The organism is Epilithonimonas mollis, assembly GCF_900142325.1.
GTDB lineage: Bacteria > Bacteroidota > Bacteroidia > Flavobacteriales > Weeksellaceae > Epilithonimonas > Epilithonimonas mollis.
This window is the reverse complement of the sequence record NZ_FRAM01000001.1, coordinates 701,383-721,621: the sequence shown is the minus strand read 5'-3', so window position 1 is coordinate 721,621 and position 20,239 is coordinate 701,383. Positions and strand designations below refer to the sequence as shown.

Annotated in this window: 17 protein-coding genes; 9 read left to right on the top strand and 8 right to left on the bottom strand. The window is 37.3% G+C overall.

Going from position 1 to position 20,239, the window contains the following annotated elements; all coding sequences use genetic code 11:
- Positions 1 to 116: 116 nt before the first annotated feature.
- Complete coding sequence (locus BUA97_RS03215; RefSeq protein WP_072996406.1) at positions 117 to 302, bottom strand: hypothetical protein; 186 nt, start codon at positions 300 to 302, stop codon at positions 117 to 119.
- A gap of 69 nt (positions 303 to 371) precedes the next feature.
- Positions 372 to 1,502, bottom strand: coding sequence for a GNAT family N-acetyltransferase (locus BUA97_RS03210; protein ID WP_072996405.1), 1,131 nt, complete (start codon positions 1,500 to 1,502; stop codon positions 372 to 374).
- Between the two features lie 97 nt (positions 1,503 to 1,599).
- Between BUA97_RS03210 and BUA97_RS03205 the strand changes: the two genes are divergently transcribed.
- Entirely contained in the window at positions 1,600 to 2,286 is a 687-nt protein-coding gene (locus tag BUA97_RS03205) for a zinc metallopeptidase (protein ID WP_072996404.1), read from the top strand.
- Positions 2,287 to 2,325: 39 nt separating this feature from the next.
- Here BUA97_RS03205 and BUA97_RS03200 read toward each other — a convergent pair whose 3' ends face one another.
- Entirely contained in the window at positions 2,326 to 2,922 is a 597-nt protein-coding gene (locus BUA97_RS03200; RefSeq protein ID WP_072996403.1) for an IMPACT family protein, read from the bottom strand.
- 197 nt (positions 2,923 to 3,119) lie between these two features.
- On the opposite strand from BUA97_RS03200, the gene BUA97_RS03195 reads away from it, so the two are divergent.
- Both BUA97_RS03195 and BUA97_RS03190 read left to right on the top strand, forming a co-directional pair.
- On the top strand, positions 3,120 to 4,199 hold the full coding sequence (locus BUA97_RS03195) for a 3-oxoacyl-ACP synthase III family protein (protein WP_072996402.1): 1,080 nt from the start codon (positions 3,120 to 3,122) through the stop codon (positions 4,197 to 4,199).
- 95 nt (positions 4,200 to 4,294) lie between these two features.
- Positions 4,295 to 5,500 carry a metallophosphoesterase gene (locus tag BUA97_RS03190; RefSeq protein WP_072996401.1) on the top strand — a complete coding sequence of 402 codons (1,206 nt, stop codon included), beginning with the start codon at positions 4,295 to 4,297 and terminating at the stop codon, positions 5,498 to 5,500.
- A gap of 194 nt (positions 5,501 to 5,694) precedes the next feature.
- Here the strand turns inward: BUA97_RS03190 and BUA97_RS03185 are convergent, their stop codons facing one another.
- Positions 5,695 to 6,447, bottom strand: coding sequence for a polysaccharide deacetylase family protein (locus BUA97_RS03185; RefSeq protein WP_072996400.1), 753 nt, complete (start codon positions 6,445 to 6,447; stop codon positions 5,695 to 5,697).
- Between the two features lie 86 nt (positions 6,448 to 6,533).
- A complete protein-coding gene (locus BUA97_RS03180; protein ID WP_072996399.1) occupies positions 6,534 to 7,487 on the bottom strand; it encodes an NAD-dependent epimerase/dehydratase family protein in 954 nt (317 codons plus the stop codon).
- Positions 7,488 to 7,582: 95 nt separating this feature from the next.
- Between BUA97_RS03180 and BUA97_RS03175 the strand changes: the two genes are divergently transcribed.
- Positions 7,583 to 8,413, top strand: coding sequence for a sulfurtransferase (locus tag BUA97_RS03175; protein ID WP_072996398.1), 831 nt, complete (start codon positions 7,583 to 7,585; stop codon positions 8,411 to 8,413).
- 866 nt (positions 8,414 to 9,279) lie between these two features.
- Here BUA97_RS03175 and BUA97_RS03170 read toward each other — a convergent pair.
- Positions 9,280 to 10,911, bottom strand: a complete 1,632-nt coding sequence (locus BUA97_RS03170; RefSeq protein ID WP_072996397.1) for a BspA family leucine-rich repeat surface protein — start codon at positions 10,909 to 10,911, stop codon at positions 9,280 to 9,282.
- A gap of 545 nt (positions 10,912 to 11,456) precedes the next feature.
- Between BUA97_RS03170 and BUA97_RS03165 the strand changes: the two genes are divergently transcribed.
- On the top strand, positions 11,457 to 12,662 hold the full coding sequence (locus BUA97_RS03165; RefSeq protein WP_072996396.1) for a helix-turn-helix domain-containing protein: 1,206 nt from the start codon (positions 11,457 to 11,459) through the stop codon (positions 12,660 to 12,662).
- Between the two features lie 10 nt (positions 12,663 to 12,672).
- Here BUA97_RS03165 and BUA97_RS03160 read toward each other — a convergent pair whose 3' ends face one another.
- Positions 12,673 to 15,915 (bottom strand): hypothetical protein, encoded by a 3,243-nt coding sequence (locus BUA97_RS03160; RefSeq protein ID WP_394332921.1) that lies wholly within the window; start codon positions 15,913 to 15,915, stop codon positions 12,673 to 12,675.
- A 150-nt stretch (positions 15,916 to 16,065) separates the two neighbouring features.
- Between BUA97_RS03160 and BUA97_RS03155 the strand changes: the two genes are divergently transcribed.
- The 3 genes from BUA97_RS03155 to BUA97_RS03145 all read left to right on the top strand — a co-directional run bounded on the left by BUA97_RS03155 (position 16,066) and on the right by BUA97_RS03145 (position 19,042).
- Positions 16,066 to 16,974 (top strand): T9SS type A sorting domain-containing protein, encoded by a 909-nt coding sequence (locus BUA97_RS03155; protein WP_072996395.1) that lies wholly within the window; start codon positions 16,066 to 16,068, stop codon positions 16,972 to 16,974.
- Positions 16,975 to 17,173: 199 nt separating this feature from the next.
- Positions 17,174 to 17,929 carry a T9SS type A sorting domain-containing protein gene (locus BUA97_RS03150; RefSeq protein ID WP_072996394.1) on the top strand — a complete coding sequence of 252 codons (756 nt, stop codon included), beginning with the start codon at positions 17,174 to 17,176 and terminating at the stop codon, positions 17,927 to 17,929.
- Positions 17,930 to 18,274: 345 nt separating this feature from the next.
- Positions 18,275 to 19,042 carry a T9SS type A sorting domain-containing protein gene (locus tag BUA97_RS03145; RefSeq protein WP_072996393.1) on the top strand — a complete coding sequence of 256 codons (768 nt, stop codon included), beginning with the start codon at positions 18,275 to 18,277 and terminating at the stop codon, positions 19,040 to 19,042.
- A gap of 78 nt (positions 19,043 to 19,120) precedes the next feature.
- Here the strand turns inward: BUA97_RS03145 and BUA97_RS17095 are convergent, their stop codons facing one another.
- On the bottom strand, positions 19,121 to 19,264 hold the full coding sequence (locus BUA97_RS17095; protein ID WP_175546168.1) for a hypothetical protein: 144 nt from the start codon (positions 19,262 to 19,264) through the stop codon (positions 19,121 to 19,123).
- A gap of 240 nt (positions 19,265 to 19,504) precedes the next feature.
- Between BUA97_RS17095 and BUA97_RS03135 the strand changes: the two genes are divergently transcribed.
- Positions 19,505 to 20,194, top strand: a complete 690-nt coding sequence (locus BUA97_RS03135) for a hypothetical protein (RefSeq protein ID WP_072996391.1) — start codon at positions 19,505 to 19,507, stop codon at positions 20,192 to 20,194.
- The last annotated feature ends 45 nt before the right edge of the window (positions 20,195 to 20,239 follow it).

The window sequence follows — 20,239 nt, the reverse complement described above, 5'->3', positions numbered from 1 at the left end:
GTCTAAATTTAACTATGCAAAAATACTAAATAAAGATTTAATATATTAAATTATCGGCCTTATGTAAAGCCGACAAAAGTCTGTTTTGTTAAATTTAGAATAATTATAAATAAGGTTTATTTTTGTTTCTTCCCGATTTTTTTCAGGACAAGATAAGCGATGTAAGCAATGTATAGAAATAAGGTGCTGGCAAACAAGATGTTGATCACAGCATCTGTTCTGTCATCTTTGACAGGCTTGTAAAAATTATAAGCGACGAACAAGATGATAAGGCCCGCGTAGATGTAAAGTTGCTTTTTCAATTATAGTTGATTTTAAAAGATAAATATAGAATGCAAATATAAATTTAGTTAAACAATTGTTTAGCTGAATTAATCAATAATATCTAAAGAATAAGTTCTTCTTCGCTTGTGATTGACCGGATTATAATCCTGCCAAAGAACCTGAACGTTTTTGTTTTCTTCCAGTTCCGGATTGGTTTCAAGAAACTTAATGCCTTTGTCTTTCAGATTCATCTGAATGGCTTTGAAAATCATTGATGTTACGCCTCGTCTTTGATATTCCGGATGTATTCCTATTAAATAAAAATTCGCTCTGTCGTTTTTCTTTCCGGCTTGTAAGAAATGCCACCAGGCAAAAGGAAAAAGTTTACCTTTGGCTTTCTGCAAAGCTTTGGAATATGAAGGCATTGTAATCGCAAAAGCCACTAATTGGTCTTTTTCATCCGCAATGCAAGTGATGTAGTCTTTATCGATGAAACTGAAATATTTTTCTTTATAAGATTTGATTTGCTCGTCGGAAATTGGAGTGTATGTCGAAAGCGATTTGTAAGTTTCGTCCAATAATTTGAACATCGGTTCAACATACGGAAGAACCTCTTTTTTGTTATTGAATTTCAATGTTCTCAGTTTGTATTTCTGAGCAATCAGAGAACTGAATTTCTCCACTTTTTCCGGCAAAACATCAGGAAACTGCAATTCGAATTCTACCCATTCTTTTTCTTTGACCAGACCTAATTTTTCAAGATGTTCCGGATAATAATCAAAATTATAAATACCAATCATTGTAGCCAGTTTATCAAACCCGAAAATCAGCATTCCGGCTTTGTCAAGATTTGTAAATCCCATCGGGCCCTCTATCTTTTCGATTTGATTGTCCTTTGCGAATTTGATAGCTTCATTAATCAAAGCTTTGGAAACTTCCTTGTCATCAATAAAATCAATCCACCCGAATCTTACTTTTCTGACACCCAATTCCGCGGCTTCTTTATTGTTGATCATCACAGCAATTCTACCGACGATCTTATCATTTTTATAAGCGAGAAATTGTTTAGCAACTGAATAGAGTAAAGCCGGATTCTCTTCTTTGTTCCAGATGTTTTTTTCATCACTGATCAGTGGCGGAACAAAATTCGGGTTGTTTTTGTACAATTCCATCGGGAATTTTATGAATTTTATCAGGTCATTCTGTGTTACCACTTGCTTTATAATGATGTTTTCCATATTCTTGCTAATCAATAAGACAAAGATAGTTTTTACGTTAAAAAAAGCAATGCTTTGGCATAGTTTTTCCTTAAAATCATAATAATATTTATAAAAAATGACAGGTTATTATTTAATTATTGGAATTTCGATGTTGATCAGCTGGATTGTTTCTTCCAGATTAAAATCAAAATTCGAATATTATTCCAAAGTCCATCTTAGAAACGGCCTTTCGGGAAAAGAAATTGCGGAAAAAATGTTGAGAGATAACGGAATTACCGATGTGCAAGTGGTTTCCGTTCCGGGACATTTATCCGACCATTATAACCCAGAGACAAAAACCGTTAATCTTTCAGAAGCTGTTTATATGCAAAGAAATGCTGCGGCTGCTGCAGTTGCGGCTCACGAATGTGGTCACGCAGTTCAGCACGCTGTTGGTTATTCCATGTTACAGCTGAGATCGAAGATGGTTCCGGTTGTCAGTATCAGCTCCAATCTTTTACAGTTTGTTTTGATGGGCGGTATTGTTGTGATGGCAATGAGTGGCAATAAAACGGTTTTAGCCATAGGTGTTGTACTATTCGCAATTACAACATTGTTTGCATTTGTAACATTGCCGGTAGAATATGATGCAAGTAACCGTGCATTGAAATGGCTAAAAACTACAGGAACAGTAACATCAGAAGAATATACAGGTGCAGAAGATTCCTTGAAATGGGCTGCCAGAACTTATGTTGTTGCAGCTTTGGGCTCATTAGCGCAACTGATGTATTTTGCGTCACTTTTAATGGGAAGAAGAGATTAACTTTACATTATACATGTAAATGTTGTAGAACTTTACAACTTATATAAAATTAAATTCAAGAAGCATTTCGGACAATTCGTCTGAGATGCTTTCTTTTTTAGATCTTTTGATATTGGCTTGGATAATACAGATTTCCTGGGCATCGAAGTCAAGTATTTTCGCATCATATTTATTAAGTAATGTGAAAATTTGATTTTGCTGAGAGAATTTGAATTTCAGCTCGATTTTAGATTCTAATTCTTTTGTGATGATTTCTGCCACTTCCAAAGTATATTTCGCCGATTCTTTATATGCTTTTACCAAACCGCCGACGCCTAATTTCGTTCCTCCATAATATCGTATGACAACCACTAAAACATTCGTAATCTGATGAGCGAGCAGTTGGTTGTAAATTGGTAAACCTGCGCTTCCGGAAGGTTCGCCGTCGTCATTAGCACGATGGTTTTCGCCATGGATTCCTAATCTGTAAGCATAACAATGATGCGTTGCTTTTGGATGAAGTGATTTTAATTGATTTAATGAATCTTTGATATCAGACTCAGAATCAACGGGATAAGCGAAACCAATGAACTTGCTTCCTTTTTCTTTAAGCAAAATATCTTCAACTGGTTTCTGTATGGTTTGGAATTCAAACATTTGTCAAAAATAGACATTCCATAAAGAATTTCAAATCGCAGTTAATTATTTTGTCAGGATATGTGAATCCATTAGTGTTTATTGGTTTTTTCTAACAATTGTCAGGTGAAGAATATAAATTTCTTAAAGAAATCTTAAAGAATAAAATTTGTCAATTAATTTTTACGTAATTTTGCAGTCAAATTTTTTTTAAATCAATGCCTAATACAATAATCATTGGCTCCGGTAGTTATATCCCGGAAAACGTAATAGAAGGTTCTCATTTCAAGGACTCGATTTTCTATGATGATAATAATCAATTGATTGAGAAGCCGACTGAAGAGATCATCGGGAAGTTTGTTGATATTACAGAAATCGAAAGAAGAAGATATATCAATCCGGAGGATTTTAATTCCGATATTGGTCACAGGGCTTCTTTGGCGGCTATTGCAGATGCCGGGATTGATAAAGAAGAGATTGACTACATCATCTATGCAACCAATTTTGGGGAGGTGGATACCGATGGTGTCCCAAATTTTATGCCGTCTCTTTCCGCAAGACTAAAAGGTAAATTAGGTATAAAAAGAAGAGATTGTGTCAATTATGATATGATTTTCGGATGCCCAGGTTGGGTAGAATCACTGATTCTTGCGGATACAATGATAAAAGCAGGGAAAGCAAAAACTGTTTTGGTTGTGGGTGGTGAGACGTTGAGTAGAGTTACCGACCCTTTCGACAGGAATAAAATGATTTTCGCAGATGGAGCCGGTGCGGTTGTTGTAACTGCCACAGATGATACAACAATTGGTGTGATAGCGGATAATACACTTTGTGATAATGGCGAAGAACTTTGTTACTTGGAAAATGCTCCTTCATTGAATCTGGAATCTGACCAAAGTAAGTTATACATCAGAATGAGAGGCCGTAAAATCTACGAATATGCTCTGAAAAATGTTCCTGATGCGATAAAAGCTACCATCGAAAAAGCAAATCTTGATATTTCTGACATTAGTAAAATTCTGATTCATCAGGCTAATGCAAAAATGGATTACGCCATGATTGGAAGGCTTTTCAAATTATATGGACAAAAAGAATACGATCACGCGATCTCTCCGATGACGATTCAGGAATTAGGAAACTCATCCGTAGCAACGGTTCCGACTTTATTTGACCTGATCAGAAAAGGGAAATTAGACGGTCAGCAGTTTACGCCGGGTTCTCACATTTTGTTTACATCAGTCGGCGCCGGGATGAATATCAATTGTGTTGTTTATAAGTTTCCGGAAGGGAAAATTTAATATATTTCCTGAATTAAAGTAAAGTTCAGTTTTACACGTCTATAATGCAAAAGGAATGAGTTTTTATTCCTTTTGTTGTTTTATATCATTAGTACATGCAAAAAAATATTTTATTCGTTCTGGGTGTTTTTCTATTGTTGGAAGCTTATGTTTATCAGGCTTTTAAAACCGTTTATACAAGTCAGAATGCAAGGCTGATATATTGGGTTCCAACGGTTCTGATTTATGCATTCCTGATCTATTCTGTAGTTACTTTCAACAGAGCTTCTCACAAATATCTGAATTTCCAGATCGTCTTTTCAGTCATTTTGATTTTTGTTTTGCCGAAGATTTTGGTCGCCGTTTTTCTTTTGATTGAAGATATTATCAGGTTTCTGAATTTCGGTTACAATTATGTGGCAACAGACACTCATATCTATCCTTCTAGAAGGAAGTTTATCAGTCTTGTAGGGTTGGGTTCGGCTGCTGTTTTGGCAGCAGTAGTTCTGGATGGGATCATATTTGGAAAGTACCGTCACAGGGCAAGAATTGTAAGATTAAAACTGAAAAACCTGCCCGAAAGTTTCAAAGGTTATAAAATTGTTCAGATTTCTGATGTTCACAGCGGAAGTTTTCAGAATCCGAAGCATCTCCAGCATGCTATTGATCTGATAAACCAGCAAAATGCAGATTTGATCCTTTTTACAGGTGATATGGTGAACAACTATGCGGATGAGTTTGTGCCTTTCATAGATTTGTTTTCACAGATAAAAAGCAGAGATGGAAAATTTGCCGTTCTGGGTAATCATGATTATGGCGAATATGGTGTCTGGAAATCGATTGATGACAGGAAAAATAATGTTCCCAAACTGATAGAAAACGAAAGAAAAGCAGGCTTTGAAATGCTGAGGAATGAACACAGGATTATTGAAAAAAACGGCGAAAAATTGTACATAATTGGTGTAGAAAACTGGGGGATCGCACCTTTTCCGCAATTCGGAGATCTGGATAAAGCAACTCATAACATACCCGTAGATGCCTGTAAAATACTGATGTCGCACGATCCGTCACATTTTGACGCCATCGTAAAAAATCATTCAAAAGATATTCAATTGACGCTTTCCGGACACACACACGGAATGCAGTTCGGAATCGATCTGAAGAACTTCAGATGGTCGCCTGTGAAGTATAAATATCCTAAGTGGGCAGACCTTTACCAAAGCGGAGATAAATATCTTTATGTTAACCGTGGTTTTGGTGTTATTGGATATCCTGGTAGGGTAGGGGTATTGCCGGAGATTACCGTTTTTGAGCTACGTTAGACCTCTTTTCCGTGTAGATAATAATAATTGCTTTTTGTTGACTTTTTAATAATGAGGGTAGTCATGTGGTTTCTATATGGTCGCTATATACTTCCTGTGTTCTGAGATTAATGAAAAGCTATTATCAATTATTCAAAAATAGATTTTGTTGTTTGCTGAATCTGAAAATTGAAATTGGGAGTTTATCAAAATTATTAGAATAAGTAATCCTTCATTCTTGATACAGCTATTTCATTCTCATCGATGAATTGAAATAGCTGTTCAAGACGGTCTTCAAATATCCGACCGGTATTTATCTTTTTGTAAAACGGCAAGTCAAATGGTGACTCTTTTCGGTTAAAAAATTGCCATGCATTGACGTAGATCATCACGTACTCATTATTCTTCAGACTCTCCAAAAGCATACTCTCATAATATTTCATTGGTGTGACCTGAAAGACATAATCATTGAACGGAAGTTGTGAGTAGGGCGACTGACTTTCCGGAACGATGGTTAGATTATTTTCGGTATGAATTTCAGTTTTTGAAGTCAGTTTTCGCCATAGAAAATTAAGCCGTGATTCCTCGATATTGGAGACGTAGGTAAAGTCGAGATTCTTGATTTCTGAGTAAGAAATCTGATGGTATTTCTGTCTAATTCCACGGATTGGTTTCTCCAAAAACTGCTCCAGATTTAGCTTCATTTTTTCTATATTTTCTGACGTAGAACTGACGTTGTAAAGTGCTATTTCGTGTCTTTCAAAAGCGATCTTTTTGATTATGTTTTGAAGCTTGTCAACTATAGAGATTTCAACAAAGAAAGTCGCTTTGAACTCATGGAGTTCCAGCAGGAGCAGAATTGTTTCGGCTTTTTCTTCGATAGATTTAATCAATTCCGTTTCTGATATATTTTTATTATTCAGTATTTTATATTCCGGAAATGCTATGTTGAAAGTTAATAAAACCACTTAAACTAAAATTTATATTTTATTTGTAATTAATTTATAATCAGATGTTAAAATATTATTTATTTAAATCAATAATTGAGATTTTGCTATTTGCCTAATTTCTTTCTTAAGTTATTTATCATATCTATCGACATGGAGGAAATGTCAAATTTATAATCTAGTCCCCAGTCCTGTTTTGCAGCAGAATCATCGATGCTTGCCGGCCAGGAGTCTGCAATTGCCTGACGAAAATCCGGCTCATATTTTATCTCAAAATCCGGTATGGTTTTTTGTATTTCGGCAGCCAGTTCTTTGGGTGTAAAACTCATTCCTCCCAGGTTATATGAGTAACGTATTTTTACCTGTTCTTTTGGTGCTGTCATCAGTTTGATAGTCGCGTCAATGGCATCATCCATATACAACATCGGCATAGCAGTATTTTCACTGATGAAGCTTGTGTATTTTCCCTTTTCTACAGCTTCATAAAATATCTCGACAGCATAATCCGTAGTCCCTCCACCGGCTGGTGCTTTCCAGGAAATGAGACCGGGATAACGGATGCTTCTAATATCAACACCGTATTTTTCAAAGTAATATTCGCACCATTTTTCGCCCGCCATTTTGGAAATTCCGTACACCGTTGTCGGATTCAAAACGACTTCTTGTCCCACATTTTCTTTCGGAATTCCTTTCCCAAAAACGGCGATAGAACTTGGCCAGAAAATCTTTTTCAGTGTGCCTTCTTTTGCCAGTTCACAAAGATGGATCAATGGATCTAGATTCAGTTTCCAGGCAAAAAGCGGTTGTTTTTCGGAAGTTCCTGATAACAGGGAAGCCAAATGGTAAACTGTGGTGATGTTGTGCTCTTTAATGATATCTGTAACGGCTTGAAAATTAGTAACATCCAGTCTTTCGTAATAACCGGCTTCAGTGATGCCTTCTTTCCACTTGTCCAGACCGGAGGCAATCACATTTTCTTTACCGTAGATTTCTGATAATCTAACGGTTAACTCCGTTCCGATTTGCCCTAATGCGCCTGTAATGAGAATTTTTTCTGTCATAGTTTCATTTTTACTTTTCTTGATTCGCAAATCTAATTAAATTTGGGATTGAGAATCAAAAAGAATTCCAATAAATTTTTTAAAAATATCATAATATGCAAAACCAGTCGCCAATCATCGAAGTCGATGAACTTCTTATCATAGCAGGAAATCCGAATCTCAGAATTTTTGATGTCAGAACCGGACCGGTTGCAAAGAGCGATTATCAGAAGAAGCACCTGGAAAATGCCGTTTTTGTTGATTTGAATTCTGACCTGGCAGCCATTGGTCATCCTAAAAATGGTGGAAGGCATCCGCTCCCGAAGTTTGAAAATTTCATAAAAACGTTAGGTCGGTTAGGAATTAATAAAGATTCTCGAGTTGTGATTTATGATGACAAAAACGGAGCCAATGCTGCTGCCAGATTCTGGTGGATGTTGAGAGCGGTTGGACATAATAATGTTCAGGTCCTGAATGGCGGTTTGCAATTTGCGGAAAATCAAAATTATCCATTAAGCTCTCTGGATGATTCTTATCCTGGAACTGAATATATTTCAGATTATGAGGATTGGCAATTACCACAAATCCGGATGGTTGATGTCAAGAAAGCGACTCAGGATTCGGACGCTGTGATTGTGGATGTTCGGGAAGCTCCGCGTTATCAGGGAATCACTGAACCGATTGATTTGGTTGCAGGACATATCCCGAATGCCAAAAATTTTCCCTTCATTGATAATCTGGACGAAAATGGATTGTTCAAATCGCGTGAAGCTCTTAGAAATCTTTACTCAGAATTATTTGAAGATTACGACAAAAATAAAATTACGTTCCATTGCGGAAGCGGCGTGACAGCGTGTCATTCCCTGTTAGCTTTGGATTATGCAGGCTTCGATATTCCTAATCTTTATGTTGGAAGCTGGAGCGAATGGAGTAGGAATGGATTGTAGGATTCTAGTTTTTTATAGGTTTATAAAGAACAAGAAAGAAAATGAATAAGCAATGCTTTTTGGCCATTGTATAGCTTCAATTTTCTATCACTTTGTTTGTTTTTTTTACTTTTCACACAGCAAACTACGCATAAAATAATTTTCAGAACGATATTGTATATATGTCAAATACCTGTTTAATGGTCTTGATTTTAAATCAACCTGTTATTTTTTTAGACAGTAAGTATTTAAGAGAATTCTGAATTATTTTAAGTTAGAAATTGATATATTAAGTCCGTATTAATCTGTTTAAGAATAACTTAACTTTTGATATTTTTAAAATTAGCCTCATAAATTTTTATTCGTTTGTCTTGTCCCTTGTAGTAATCAGGAAGGTTATATTAAATGTTCCTTTAGTTAATTTTATGGGGTTTATCTATTGTCAGAATTACTTTCCGAACTATTTTATCGGATAGTGTTGATGGATGAAAAACGATTATTAAACAATTATTAATCAAACAGTTATAAATAAAATTGGGTTTGAATAATAAACAATAGAATAGATAGCTTATAAGCAAAGACCTTTCATGTTTCTCTGAAAGGTCTTTAGATTAAAGAATAAAATATCTAAAAATTGTGTTTCTATATTCTTGATAATTTTTAGAACCTGTGATAAAAATTACTGATCCAAATTCCTCCCTTTACGGTTTGGGAAAAATAATTGGGATGATGCTTGTACTAGGCTCTTTGCAGTTTGAATTTTCTTTACGATAATGTTGGTTTTCAGCGTGATGTTGTTATTACAATTTAATTTGACTGACTTATACACGATAATTCTGGACATGTTTTTTTATCTAAAACCATTAGTTAAGTGAATAAAGCTTATCTTACTTAATCACTTTTTTATTTATTACTTCACTTTCTGTGTAGATTTTCATCAGATAGATGCTGCTTGCAAGATTCTTGTGGTTTATTTTGGTTTCTTTGGAATAGCCATTGACTTCCTGCAGCATACGTCCGGAGAGGTCAAAAATCTGAACCTTGTTTACCAATCGGTCACTTTTAATAACAAAATCCGAATCATTTTTATAAACTAATATCTGACTTTTATTGCTAGTATGCATGGATAAGGTTTGCATCTCGCATGCACTGCTTCCTGCGGAGTCTCCGCTGATAGTCCAGCCTTTTGTGCTAACAAGGGTATTCCTTGCTACTGCGGCATTGGTACCATAAGTTCTTCCCGATGCGCCCAATTTTCTGCCTGATGGTGTATTGGCATTTTCTGCCCAGCCAATTAGTGTTGCAGAGTAATATGTACAATCCATGCCGGAACCCAAAAGCATATTAGGAAATTCAACTGCATTATTTAGCTCCCAACTACCTAAATTTTGATTAAAAGCAGTTGCTCCTTGGAACATAGATGACATATTTGTTACCTTTCCAACATCCCAATTTCCTATATTCTGATTAAAAGCTGAAGCTCCTAAGAACATATTAGACATATTCTTAACATTCCCAACGTTCCAACTGCTTATGTTCCGATTAAAAGTAGTTGCCCCCTGGAACATAGATGACATACTTGTTACCTTTCCAACATCCCAATTCCCAATATTCTGATTAAAAGCTGAAGCTCCAGTGAACATACTAGACATATCTGTTACGTTCATTACATTCCAATTCCCTATATCCTGATTAAAACTTAAAGCTCCGAAAAACACCGTAGACATATTTGTAACGTTACCGACATTCCAACTACTGATGTCTTGATTAAAGATCTTAGCCGATTGGAACATACCTGACATATTAGTTACATTCCCAACGTTCCAATTATTAATATTCTGATTAAAAGCTGACGCTCCGGTGAACATATAAGACATATTTTTAACATTTCCTACATTCCAACTTCCAATATTCTGATTAAAAGATGAAGCGCCACTGAACATATAGGACATATCCGTCACGTTGGACATATCCCAGTTGTCAATATTGGAAGGGTTTTTCAGAGCACAGTATGAAAACATATAAGAGGTACTGAGTACATTAGTAAGATTGGGTAGGTCCTGAGCAGATATATTAAGATTACTACAGCCGCGAAAAGCATTTTCCATACTGCTCCAGGCTACTTTACCCCATTGGGTTATATCCGTTAGGCGTGCTTTTTCTGTCCCGCCATTGATATTAATTCTTCTGAAATTAGCAGGTTCTATAATTAGCTCGACGATTTTGTTTGCAGGCAAATTAGTGATGGTTACAGTCGTAGCAGCAGCGGGAATAGTTCCAGTTCCGCTTTTTGTGTTATCAGTCGTTTTCCAACTATAGTTAACTGCTCCGGCTACGGTTACACCAAAAGAAAGCGAGATAAGCCCTCCGGAAGCACTGCTTCCTCCTTTGCTCAGATCCCATTGCGTGATGAAATTATCTGTAGCAGCATAGGTTTTCGAAAAATGCAGATCCTGGGTTGCAAAACATATCTTGAAGCCAAGAAATAAAAAGATGAATAATAAGTTGCGTTTTTTCATTTTGAATTGATTAAAATTTAAATTATATAGTCGGAATTATTTTTATTATGATTTGATATTCAATATTTTAAATCAAGAGAAGTGTATTTAAAATTTGAATTAGTTTTAGCATGGCATTAGTTCTTGATAAATTTAGCTTTTTGAATTTTTTTCTTCTTTGTTTTTCTAGAATCACGATGTAACTGCCTTTGGACGGTTCTGAAAGGTTTAATGATGTTGTGTCAGGATTTCTTGCCCGGCTTACCAGACAAAGGCAAAGTAAAGGTGGGCAAAAGGAATAGTTTTGTTTTCATAGATTTAGACTTTTAAAATTCTGGGTACAAAATTAGGAAAGTCCTTTACAGAAGGTGTTTTGAGGATTGGGAACATTGTCCAAAAACGAAGATTTTGGTAAACAAAATCGGATTTTGAACTGTTTTGGGTTCATGAGTGCTTGCTTGTTTTATAAGAATCACATTTTCTTTCACCATAATTATTAATTTTGCCAAGCATAAAAATTTATAATTATTTATAATTTAGTTTTAGGTGTTTAAAAAAGAGATTAAATGCATCCTTACATTTCCATACTCACTATTTTTCTGGCAGTCTTGATGGCATATCGTAATTGGAATGTCAATAAGAATACTATTTTTCTATCCGGATTTATCTTTGTATTTGCACTTTATTCTCTGATTCATTACGTTCTGTTGATTAATAAAGATGTGTTCTTGTTAGCCGTTTTTTATAATAACAATGCACCAATTGGTTTTTTGGTTGGGCCACTGCTCTATTTCTACGTTAGAGGAACCTTGTTTGATAACGGGAAGCTAACCAAGAAAGATTTGCTTCATTTAATACCGGCATTGATTAATTCCATTAGCATCATACCTTATGTTCTCACCCCTTTTTCATACAAGCTAGCTCTTGCGGAGAGGCTTGTAAAGGATGCGATGGTTGCCCGAACATTTACAGTAGGGCTTTATCCTAATATTGTAAATATGATTGCAAGACCAACATTGCTTTGTATTTATACTGTTTCTTCACTGGCGATGTTGTATCATTTTTATCAAAAAGCAAAAAAAAATAATAGTATTTATGAAAAACAAACGCATAGAATGCTGGTATGGCTTTCCTGTTTTTTAGCAATAATACTTTTCGCAGTGGTTAGTTTTGCGGTAATTTCTTATTTGTTTTTAAGAGAACCTCATCCTGATTTACAGCTGTTGTTAAATAGTACACCTATGAATATCGTTGGGATTTGCTTATTAATGATACCTGCCAGCTTACTTGTTTTCCCTGAATTACTCTACGGAATCCCACAAATCAATGAAGATGAAAAAACATTCTTTCTACAACCCAACGACTTTACTACTGATAGAAAAAATACCAGCGAGAAAGAAACCTCAAACGAAGATGTAGATCCAAGATTTATAGAATTGTCAGAATCTATTTTGGTTTACATCAAAGAGAGTGAAATATTCCTGAATCCTGATTTTTCGATGGAAGAACTCTCGAGGTCAATGAATGTGCCCAAACATCATCTTTATTATTGTTTTAATAGCATATTGAAAATCAAACTCACAAAATTACGCTCAGAATTACGAGTTGAATATGCAAAAAAGCTAATCGAAGATGGACTTTTAGAATCATTAACATTAGATGCAATAGGTAACAAAGCTGGCTTTTCCTCGAGATCATCATTTCAAAGTACCTTCAAAGAAGAAGTAGGTTGTACCCCCGGAATGTATCTGAAATTAAAAACTGAAATATAATTTATCAAACTTAAAAGCTTGCTCGGATTTGCATACTTCCAATGTGAATGGTTCTGTCGCCGGAATTTCTACCTTCATAATTCACATTAAGCTGAATAAACGAGTTTATCGCTTGTTGAATGTATAAAGTCCAGACTTGGTTTTTCCCGGGTTTCAGGCCTTCCAGCATCTGGTTGCCAACAATGCTGTAATTGTTACCAGTGAAATCATTATTGATGAGAGAAAAATTGGCTCTTACGGATGTTTTTTGTCTTTCCCACTGGAGGGTTCCGGAGATTTCATAGGTTTTCAAAATTTCCTCGCCATCGGTTCTTTTTTTCTGACGAAGCGCCCCGAACAGTTCGGTTTGCAGCGTCTCGGTCAGTTTATAAGTCGCTTTCGGCTTGGTTTCCCAGTTTTGGAGAAGGTAGTTTCTGGAATTATAAACCTGCGAGCTGTTAGCAACATTCTGAAAAGTATTTTCCCAGTCTGTCCGAAACGTTTTTGTGAAAGAATAGCCGACGTTCATGAAGTGGGATTTCTGAGAATGCTGCTCATTACTGAAGTTGGCATTCACGAGATTATCATTGTCGGTATATCGGTAACTCCCGTTCCATCCGGATTTGTCATTGGAATTAAATAAAGCGGACGCCAGTATATTCTGTGTTCTCAACAGCTGATCGCTTTGTCGCTCAAAAGGATTCCACACGAGAACCTTATTACCTTTTAGATAGGAATTCTGTGAAAGAAGAGATAAGTTAAAATTCCATCGTTTCAGAAAAGCATTCTCAGAACTGATGATGACCGATGGATTGACAAATAAAGCGATCTGTGCTTTGTTTTTATTTGAAGCCAGGTAATTGACACTGTTGGTGTAAACTCTGATGTATTGCGCCAGATCTACATATTCTGCCACCTCGAATTCGTCTAATTGCTGTACGCCATCATTGTTATAATCCGTCCATTTGTAAACACCTTGTCCATCGGTCACTTTGATGTATTGAAATTCACGTTGCGCTTCCTGGCCATTCCCAAGCTCGTAGAAAAGCTGAAGCCGCATTCCGTTTCGGAACAGCTGCTGATTATAAAGAACATTGCCGACGACGAAATCCTGATTCTGATCAGTTGCAAAGGTTTGATTCTCGTAAAAGAATTTCCGGTAATGAGCCAGTGTTGACAACTGGGTCTTTTCGGTTTTGATAATCTGGCTTTCTGCCATGATCCCGAGAATGTTGTTCATTTTCTGGAGACGATTATCCTGCACCGAATCGTTACTTCGGAAATATACTTTTGCCAGTAACTTTGTTCTTGCGGAGTCTGCAATTTTTTTCTGAATGAAGAACTCTTTCCAGCTAAAACTCGTCATGTCCAGGATCTGGTTAATGTTGTATTTTTTCTCATTATGCTCCATGGAACCGCCGATCATCCAGCTTCCTTTTTTACCGGATAGTTCTGTGGAAACAGCCGCACGGATAAACGTTGTGTTCAGGTCTGTCGATTTGGTGTCCAGATAGGAAACTGCTGCAAGATTTTCGAATTTTCCGATTTTCCAGATGGCCTCGACATCATTTTTGATGCCTTTATAAGTGTCGGTTTCTTCGAGATAATTCAGCTTGTAATTGATTTTTGAAGTTTTGTTAAAATCATTCAGAAAAGAGAATATGAACCGGTTTTGCGTGATCTGGCTAAACTCATTACTCAGGTTGAAATCCCTCCAGAAGTCCACATTGTTAATTCTGTCCAGGATATGAAAATTCTTTTGAATGACCTGGTATTCCAGCATTGGTGTTCCGGTCCAGGTATTTTTTCTGAACGTCTTATTGGCATAGATTCTTGCAGCATAACCGATATTCTGCTTATTATCTTTTGAAGAAAATGTGTTGATGTCATAATTGCTCATTGAGACATCTGTTCCGACAATACCTTCATTCAAAGCGTATTCAACATTGGCTGAATAAACTTGTGATTTCTCTGGCGCCGGTAACTTGCGGACAGCCATATAATCGCCTGCTCCTGCACCGACATACTGGAAGACGCGCCCGTTATTGGTAGATTGCTGCAGTTGGTAATCGCCTTTTCCGCTCCCGAAATAAGTAAAGGCAACCTGATATAATTTTTGAGTCTGATCAGTGGAAAATTCATAATGAAAAGTCTCTCCTGTGAAGATTCTTTTGTACAGGATTTTATTGACATCATAATCTGTTTCCACGCCCGATGGGGCAAACATCGCATTCGGATTGTTTCCTGCCTGTACCAAAGTTTGCTGGTCTTCTTCACTAAGATTCAGGGAAAGTGGTGCGTTTTTGTTGTCATTTTCCATAAACCAGCCGAATCCTGCTTTCAGCCTTTCGCGCTGATGTTTTATGTTTCCTGTGATCAGAAATCTGGTGTAGTTTCGGTTGGTATAATTATAAGAAACATTGATGAAATTCTGTTTATAAATTGGTCGGAAACTGGTAAATGTGATTTCCCCGGTATTGTAATTAATGGTATAATCCTGATTTTCGCCCCGTTTCATCAGTATCCCGTCAATATAAACCTGTTCTGAACCGGAAATAATAGTGATGAACAATTCGCCGTTCTTTCCTGTCAGTCGGTATGGGCCTTGATTCCCTTCGATTCCCTGAAAACGCATGCGGAAAAACTCACTCCTCGCAACACCTCCGGAAACATCTACAGAAGTTTTGTTGCCGTTCTTTTCCCAGGTGGTGAGAAACTGCAAGCCCATGCTTCTTCTCTGGTAACGGCCAAAATAAGTGGTTTCATCATTCAGATCGAGATGTCCTGCCCGGATAATGCTGTGGTTTTTGATATTAAGCTGAAGATAAATTTTATCAAATTCCTGCAAAGTCTGCGTATAACCGTCTGCCTGAACCGGAAGATTATGATCCGAAATGGAAGCAAGAATAGAAACGTCAGGACTCAGCTTTCCGGAGATCTGCATGTCCATAGAGCTCTGCACTGATGATCCCTGATTGTTGCCAAAAGTGATTCCCCTGATGATGGAACCTTTGGAATTGAGTTCTCCAAGGATTCTTTTTTTGTCATTTTTTACCAAAACTTCCTCATCGTAGATTACCCGATTCTGCTTTTTGATAAAATCCAGTGTGTCTTTTGTGAAAAAATCCTGGTTGATCTTCGAAATAATGATGCTGTCCTTTTTAAGCGAATCCTGAGGAATATTAGGGTTTTTCCAACTAAAAATCTGTGCATTAATCTGGATTATTGCAAAAAAAATAGAGATTATCAGGAAAATTTTATTTAACTTAGACACCCTTTTCTTAATTAAGTGTAAATGTAGTAATAATCGGCATTATAGCGGGTTAACAATTAATTAAAACGGAAAAGAGGTTTATAAAATTATAGTTAACATTAAAATTTTATATTTGCCACTCAAAAAAAACAATTTTAAACTTTTTATATTATGAAAAATTTTTATTCATTGAAGTCATTGCTTTTAGGTGCAATGCTTACATTAGGTAGTACATTTGCTTTTGCACAGACTACGATTGCAGAATGGACGCCGGTAACAATGACTGGCGGAGCAGGTGATTTTGGACCCAGCCCTTTTGCTGCTGCAACAGCTGATACTAATTTAACGGTTGGTGGCTTGACAAGAGGTTCCGGCGTTTTGCAGACTGGTACTGGTGCAGCTAACGGCTGGGGAGGTACGGATTTTAACAGCGCATCTGCTGCTGCTGCGGTAACAGCTAACAAATTTGTTACTTTTACAATCACTGCAAAAACAGGTTATAAATTGTCTATTTCCGGAATTAATGCATACAACATCAGACGTTCTGCTTCAGGACCAACTACCGGGCAATGGCAATATCAGGTAGGATCAGGAGCTTTTACAAACATCGGATCTGCAATTACTTGGGGAGCAACAACAAGTAATGCCGGTAACGAACAGGCTGCAATTGACTTAAGCGCTATTACAGATCTGCAAAATTTAGCTGCAGGAACTACGGTTACTTTTAGAGTTGTTAATTATGGAGCATCCGGAACGGGAAGCTGGTATTTTAACGGCCATGCCAATGCTACAAGCAAAACTTTAACAGTAAAAGGAACTGTAGAGACAGATCCTACTATGGCTGTGAATGATGCTGCAAAAGGAAAAGCTAACCTGGTTAAAAATACCATCGTTTCTAACGAGCTGATCTTTGGTGCTGCTTCAAAAGTATCTGTTTACAATGCTGCAGGACAGGTTGTAAAAACAGCTGAGGTTGCAGAAAATGCAAGACTGGATGTTTCTGCTCTTCCAAAAGGAAACTATGTAGTAACAGGTCTTGTAAACGGACAGGCAGTTTCTCAGAAAATTATCAAGAAATAATTGTTTCAATCCATTTCAAAATTATAGCGCTGTCATTTTTGACAGCGTTTTTTTTTGTTAAATGAACATTACGAATGTTAAAATATTTTTAATGATATATTATTGATTTTTAATGTTTTATTAATTATCTGTCTATGTTGTTGTCGGGTTTTTGGAAATAAATTTGTCGCAACAAAAAACAATCTTTAATAAAATAATTATGAAAAAGATCTATTCTTTATTAGCAGCAGCTGTTGTAGCTGCAACAATGAATGCGCAGGTTACTGTGTTCAATGCAACCTTCGATGATGTTACCGGAACAGGTGGTAACACCGGCGGCTTCAACGGATCTGTTGCCAACACCGGCCTTACAGAATATACCACCGGCGGATCATGGACACTGGACAGAGCCTTCAAAGCAGACAAATGTCTGAAGATGGGCGCATCCAGTAACAAAGGCTCATTAACCACACCGGGTATCAGCCTTACAGGTTCCGGGACGTTGACTTTCCGCGCAGCAGCATGGGATGGAAATAACGAAAAACTAACACTTCTGGTTTCCGCCACAGGAGCAACGCTTGACAAATCCGAAGTTACCATTGCCAAAGGTGCTTTCAATACGTTTACGGTTGCTATAACCAATGTGACAGGAAGTGTAAAAATCAAATTTGAAAGCAAGGAAGCGTCTGCCAACAGGTTTTTCATAGATGATATAAAAGTAGTGCAGCCGACTATGGCTGTAGTGGATGCTGTGAAAGGAAGCGTTAATCTGGTGAAAAATACGGTCGTATCCAATGAACTGATTTTCGGGGCTGCTGCAAAAGTATCTGTTTACAATGCTGCAGGACAGGGTGTGAAAACAGCAGAGGTCGCAGAAAACACAAGACTGGATGTATCCGCTTTGCCAAAAGGAACCTATATAGTAACAGGTCTGGTTAACGGACAGGCGGTTTCTCAGAAAATCATCAAGAACTAATCATCCGGAGACTGATGATCAATAAGACGCTGCCATGATTGGTAGCGTTTTTGTATTTCGGTAAATGCGGGTGTGTTTTGAACTATAATTGTACATGATTTAAAACAGACTTAACATTTGGCTTCAGTAATATGTTTACCTTTGCCACAGAAAAAAGGAGGAGAAGGTTCAGGTTTATTAATGTTAATTTTTGATTATGAAAACTTACAAACCCGGATTAAACCAATACCTATCGATGCGAAAATGTTAAAAAATAAATAAAATTTTGCGGATTACATTTTTTTGTTAACTTAGCAACCCTTTACAATAACTAAAAAATTAAAACAATTTTTAAACTTTAATATTATGAAAAAATTCTTTACAATTTTAGCTGTTTCGGCTTTAGCTTTCACTGCACAAGCTCAAACTACTTTTACTTATGTTTGGAATAACCAAGGTTTTACGAACGCACAAGACATCACTACGGGTAATATCGTTGCGGGAAAATTGACTTATGATGTGCAGAAAAATGGAGCAAGCAATGGTCCTAAATTTTATACTGCAAATAATGGGACTTTGAGAATGTATTCTAGCAACGCTGACGGTAATGGTAATTCTATGGCTATAATTGCTGCTGGGACTACTAAAATCAATTCTGTGAAAATCAAAACTCCTGGAACTCTTGGTGCTGATAATTATGCTCCGGCAACAGCTATTGTAAAAGTAGATGGCATAGTGGTTCCAACTGTTTATGATCCAGCTGATGCTACTAATGCAACTTATTTAATTACTACTGCTATTCCTGCATCTAATATTACGATTCAAAATGGTCAGACTACTACATCTGCTCAAATTAGAGTTATAAGTATGGATGTAACTTATACAGAAGGTCTTGCAGTATCTGATGTTGTAAAAGCTAACTCTACTCTAGTTAAAAACACTGTAGTTGGTGAATCTATCGCTTTTGCTAAGACTGCTGATATCCAAATCGTAAACGCTGCTGGTCAGGTTGTAAAATCTGCTAAAGTAACAGAAGGTACTACACTTAACGTTTCTTCTCTTGCAAAAGGTGTTTACATCGTAACTGGTACAGTAAACGGTGAGAAAGTATCTCAAAAAGTAATCAAAAACTAATCATAGTTTTTAATAAAAACAGAAGGCTCCCTGATTCAGGGAGCTTTTTTTGTGTTCAGAGGTGAAGCATTACAGATTTTATGGCCAGAGATTAACGGTTTTTTCCGATGTTTTGCTCAGAAACGTATTTTCCCCATTCCATCGGCCCTGGGATGCCGTCACGGAGTCTTCCGTGGGCATCATGAAGTCTTCCGTCTCTGTCATCAGGTCTTGCGTCTTCATCATCAGATCTTCCGCCTCCGTCATGGCATCATCGGAAGGCATCAGGAACATTTCGTAGAGGCAATCAATGTCTTCAGACGATAACGCCTGCTTTGCCGGGGATGCTGCACCGCTTTGTGACAGGTAATTAACCTTAGTAGAAAATGAATCTGGGATATTTATTAAAAAAATACAGATATATCTTTAAAACAAAGAATTTATTTTTTATTTTTGAAATGAATAATTTTAAAAATACTTATTATGAAAAAACAAGAACCTGTAAGATTGTACAAGTTTTCGGACGCGCGTCTCAATACGCTGGGTAATGAAAAAATCGGCTATATGCGCAGAGATGCGGCGGCCTTTGCACCGTTCGGCATCGCCGCAGACCAGATGGATGCGCTGGAAGCGGCACTCAATGCCTTCGAGGCGACACTCACAGATACAGAAGCAGTGGCAGATCAGACCGGTGCCGCCGCTGAAAAGGATGCGAAAGCAGAAGAGCTGCGCGTCGCCATCAGGGGAGTGATGACCAGGGTGGCACTGAAGTTTGCGCCGGAGACTGCCCGGTACAGGAAGTACGGTACCGACGCACTGGCCAGACAGAACGATGCCGAGCTGCTGATCACCGGGCGGCGTGTCGTGCGCGTGGGCACACTGGATCTGGAAGATCTGGAGGTGCAGGGACTGGATGAAAAGATACTGAACGATATCACCATCCTGTCCGATGCCTTCGAGAGCCTGATCCTGGCGCACAAGCTGGAGATCTCTGACCGTGATATAGAGCAGGAAGACCGCGTGGAGGCGGGCAATGCCATCTACGAAGCATTGGTGCGCTATACCAACACAGGACAGGACATCTGGGAGACCAGCGATGTGGCAAAGTATAATGACTATGTCATCTATAATACGGAAAGCGGGGATGAACCTGCGGAGCCGCCAGTGGTATAAAAGTAGAAATACCTGCAGCATGTTGCAGGATGATTTTTTGAATAT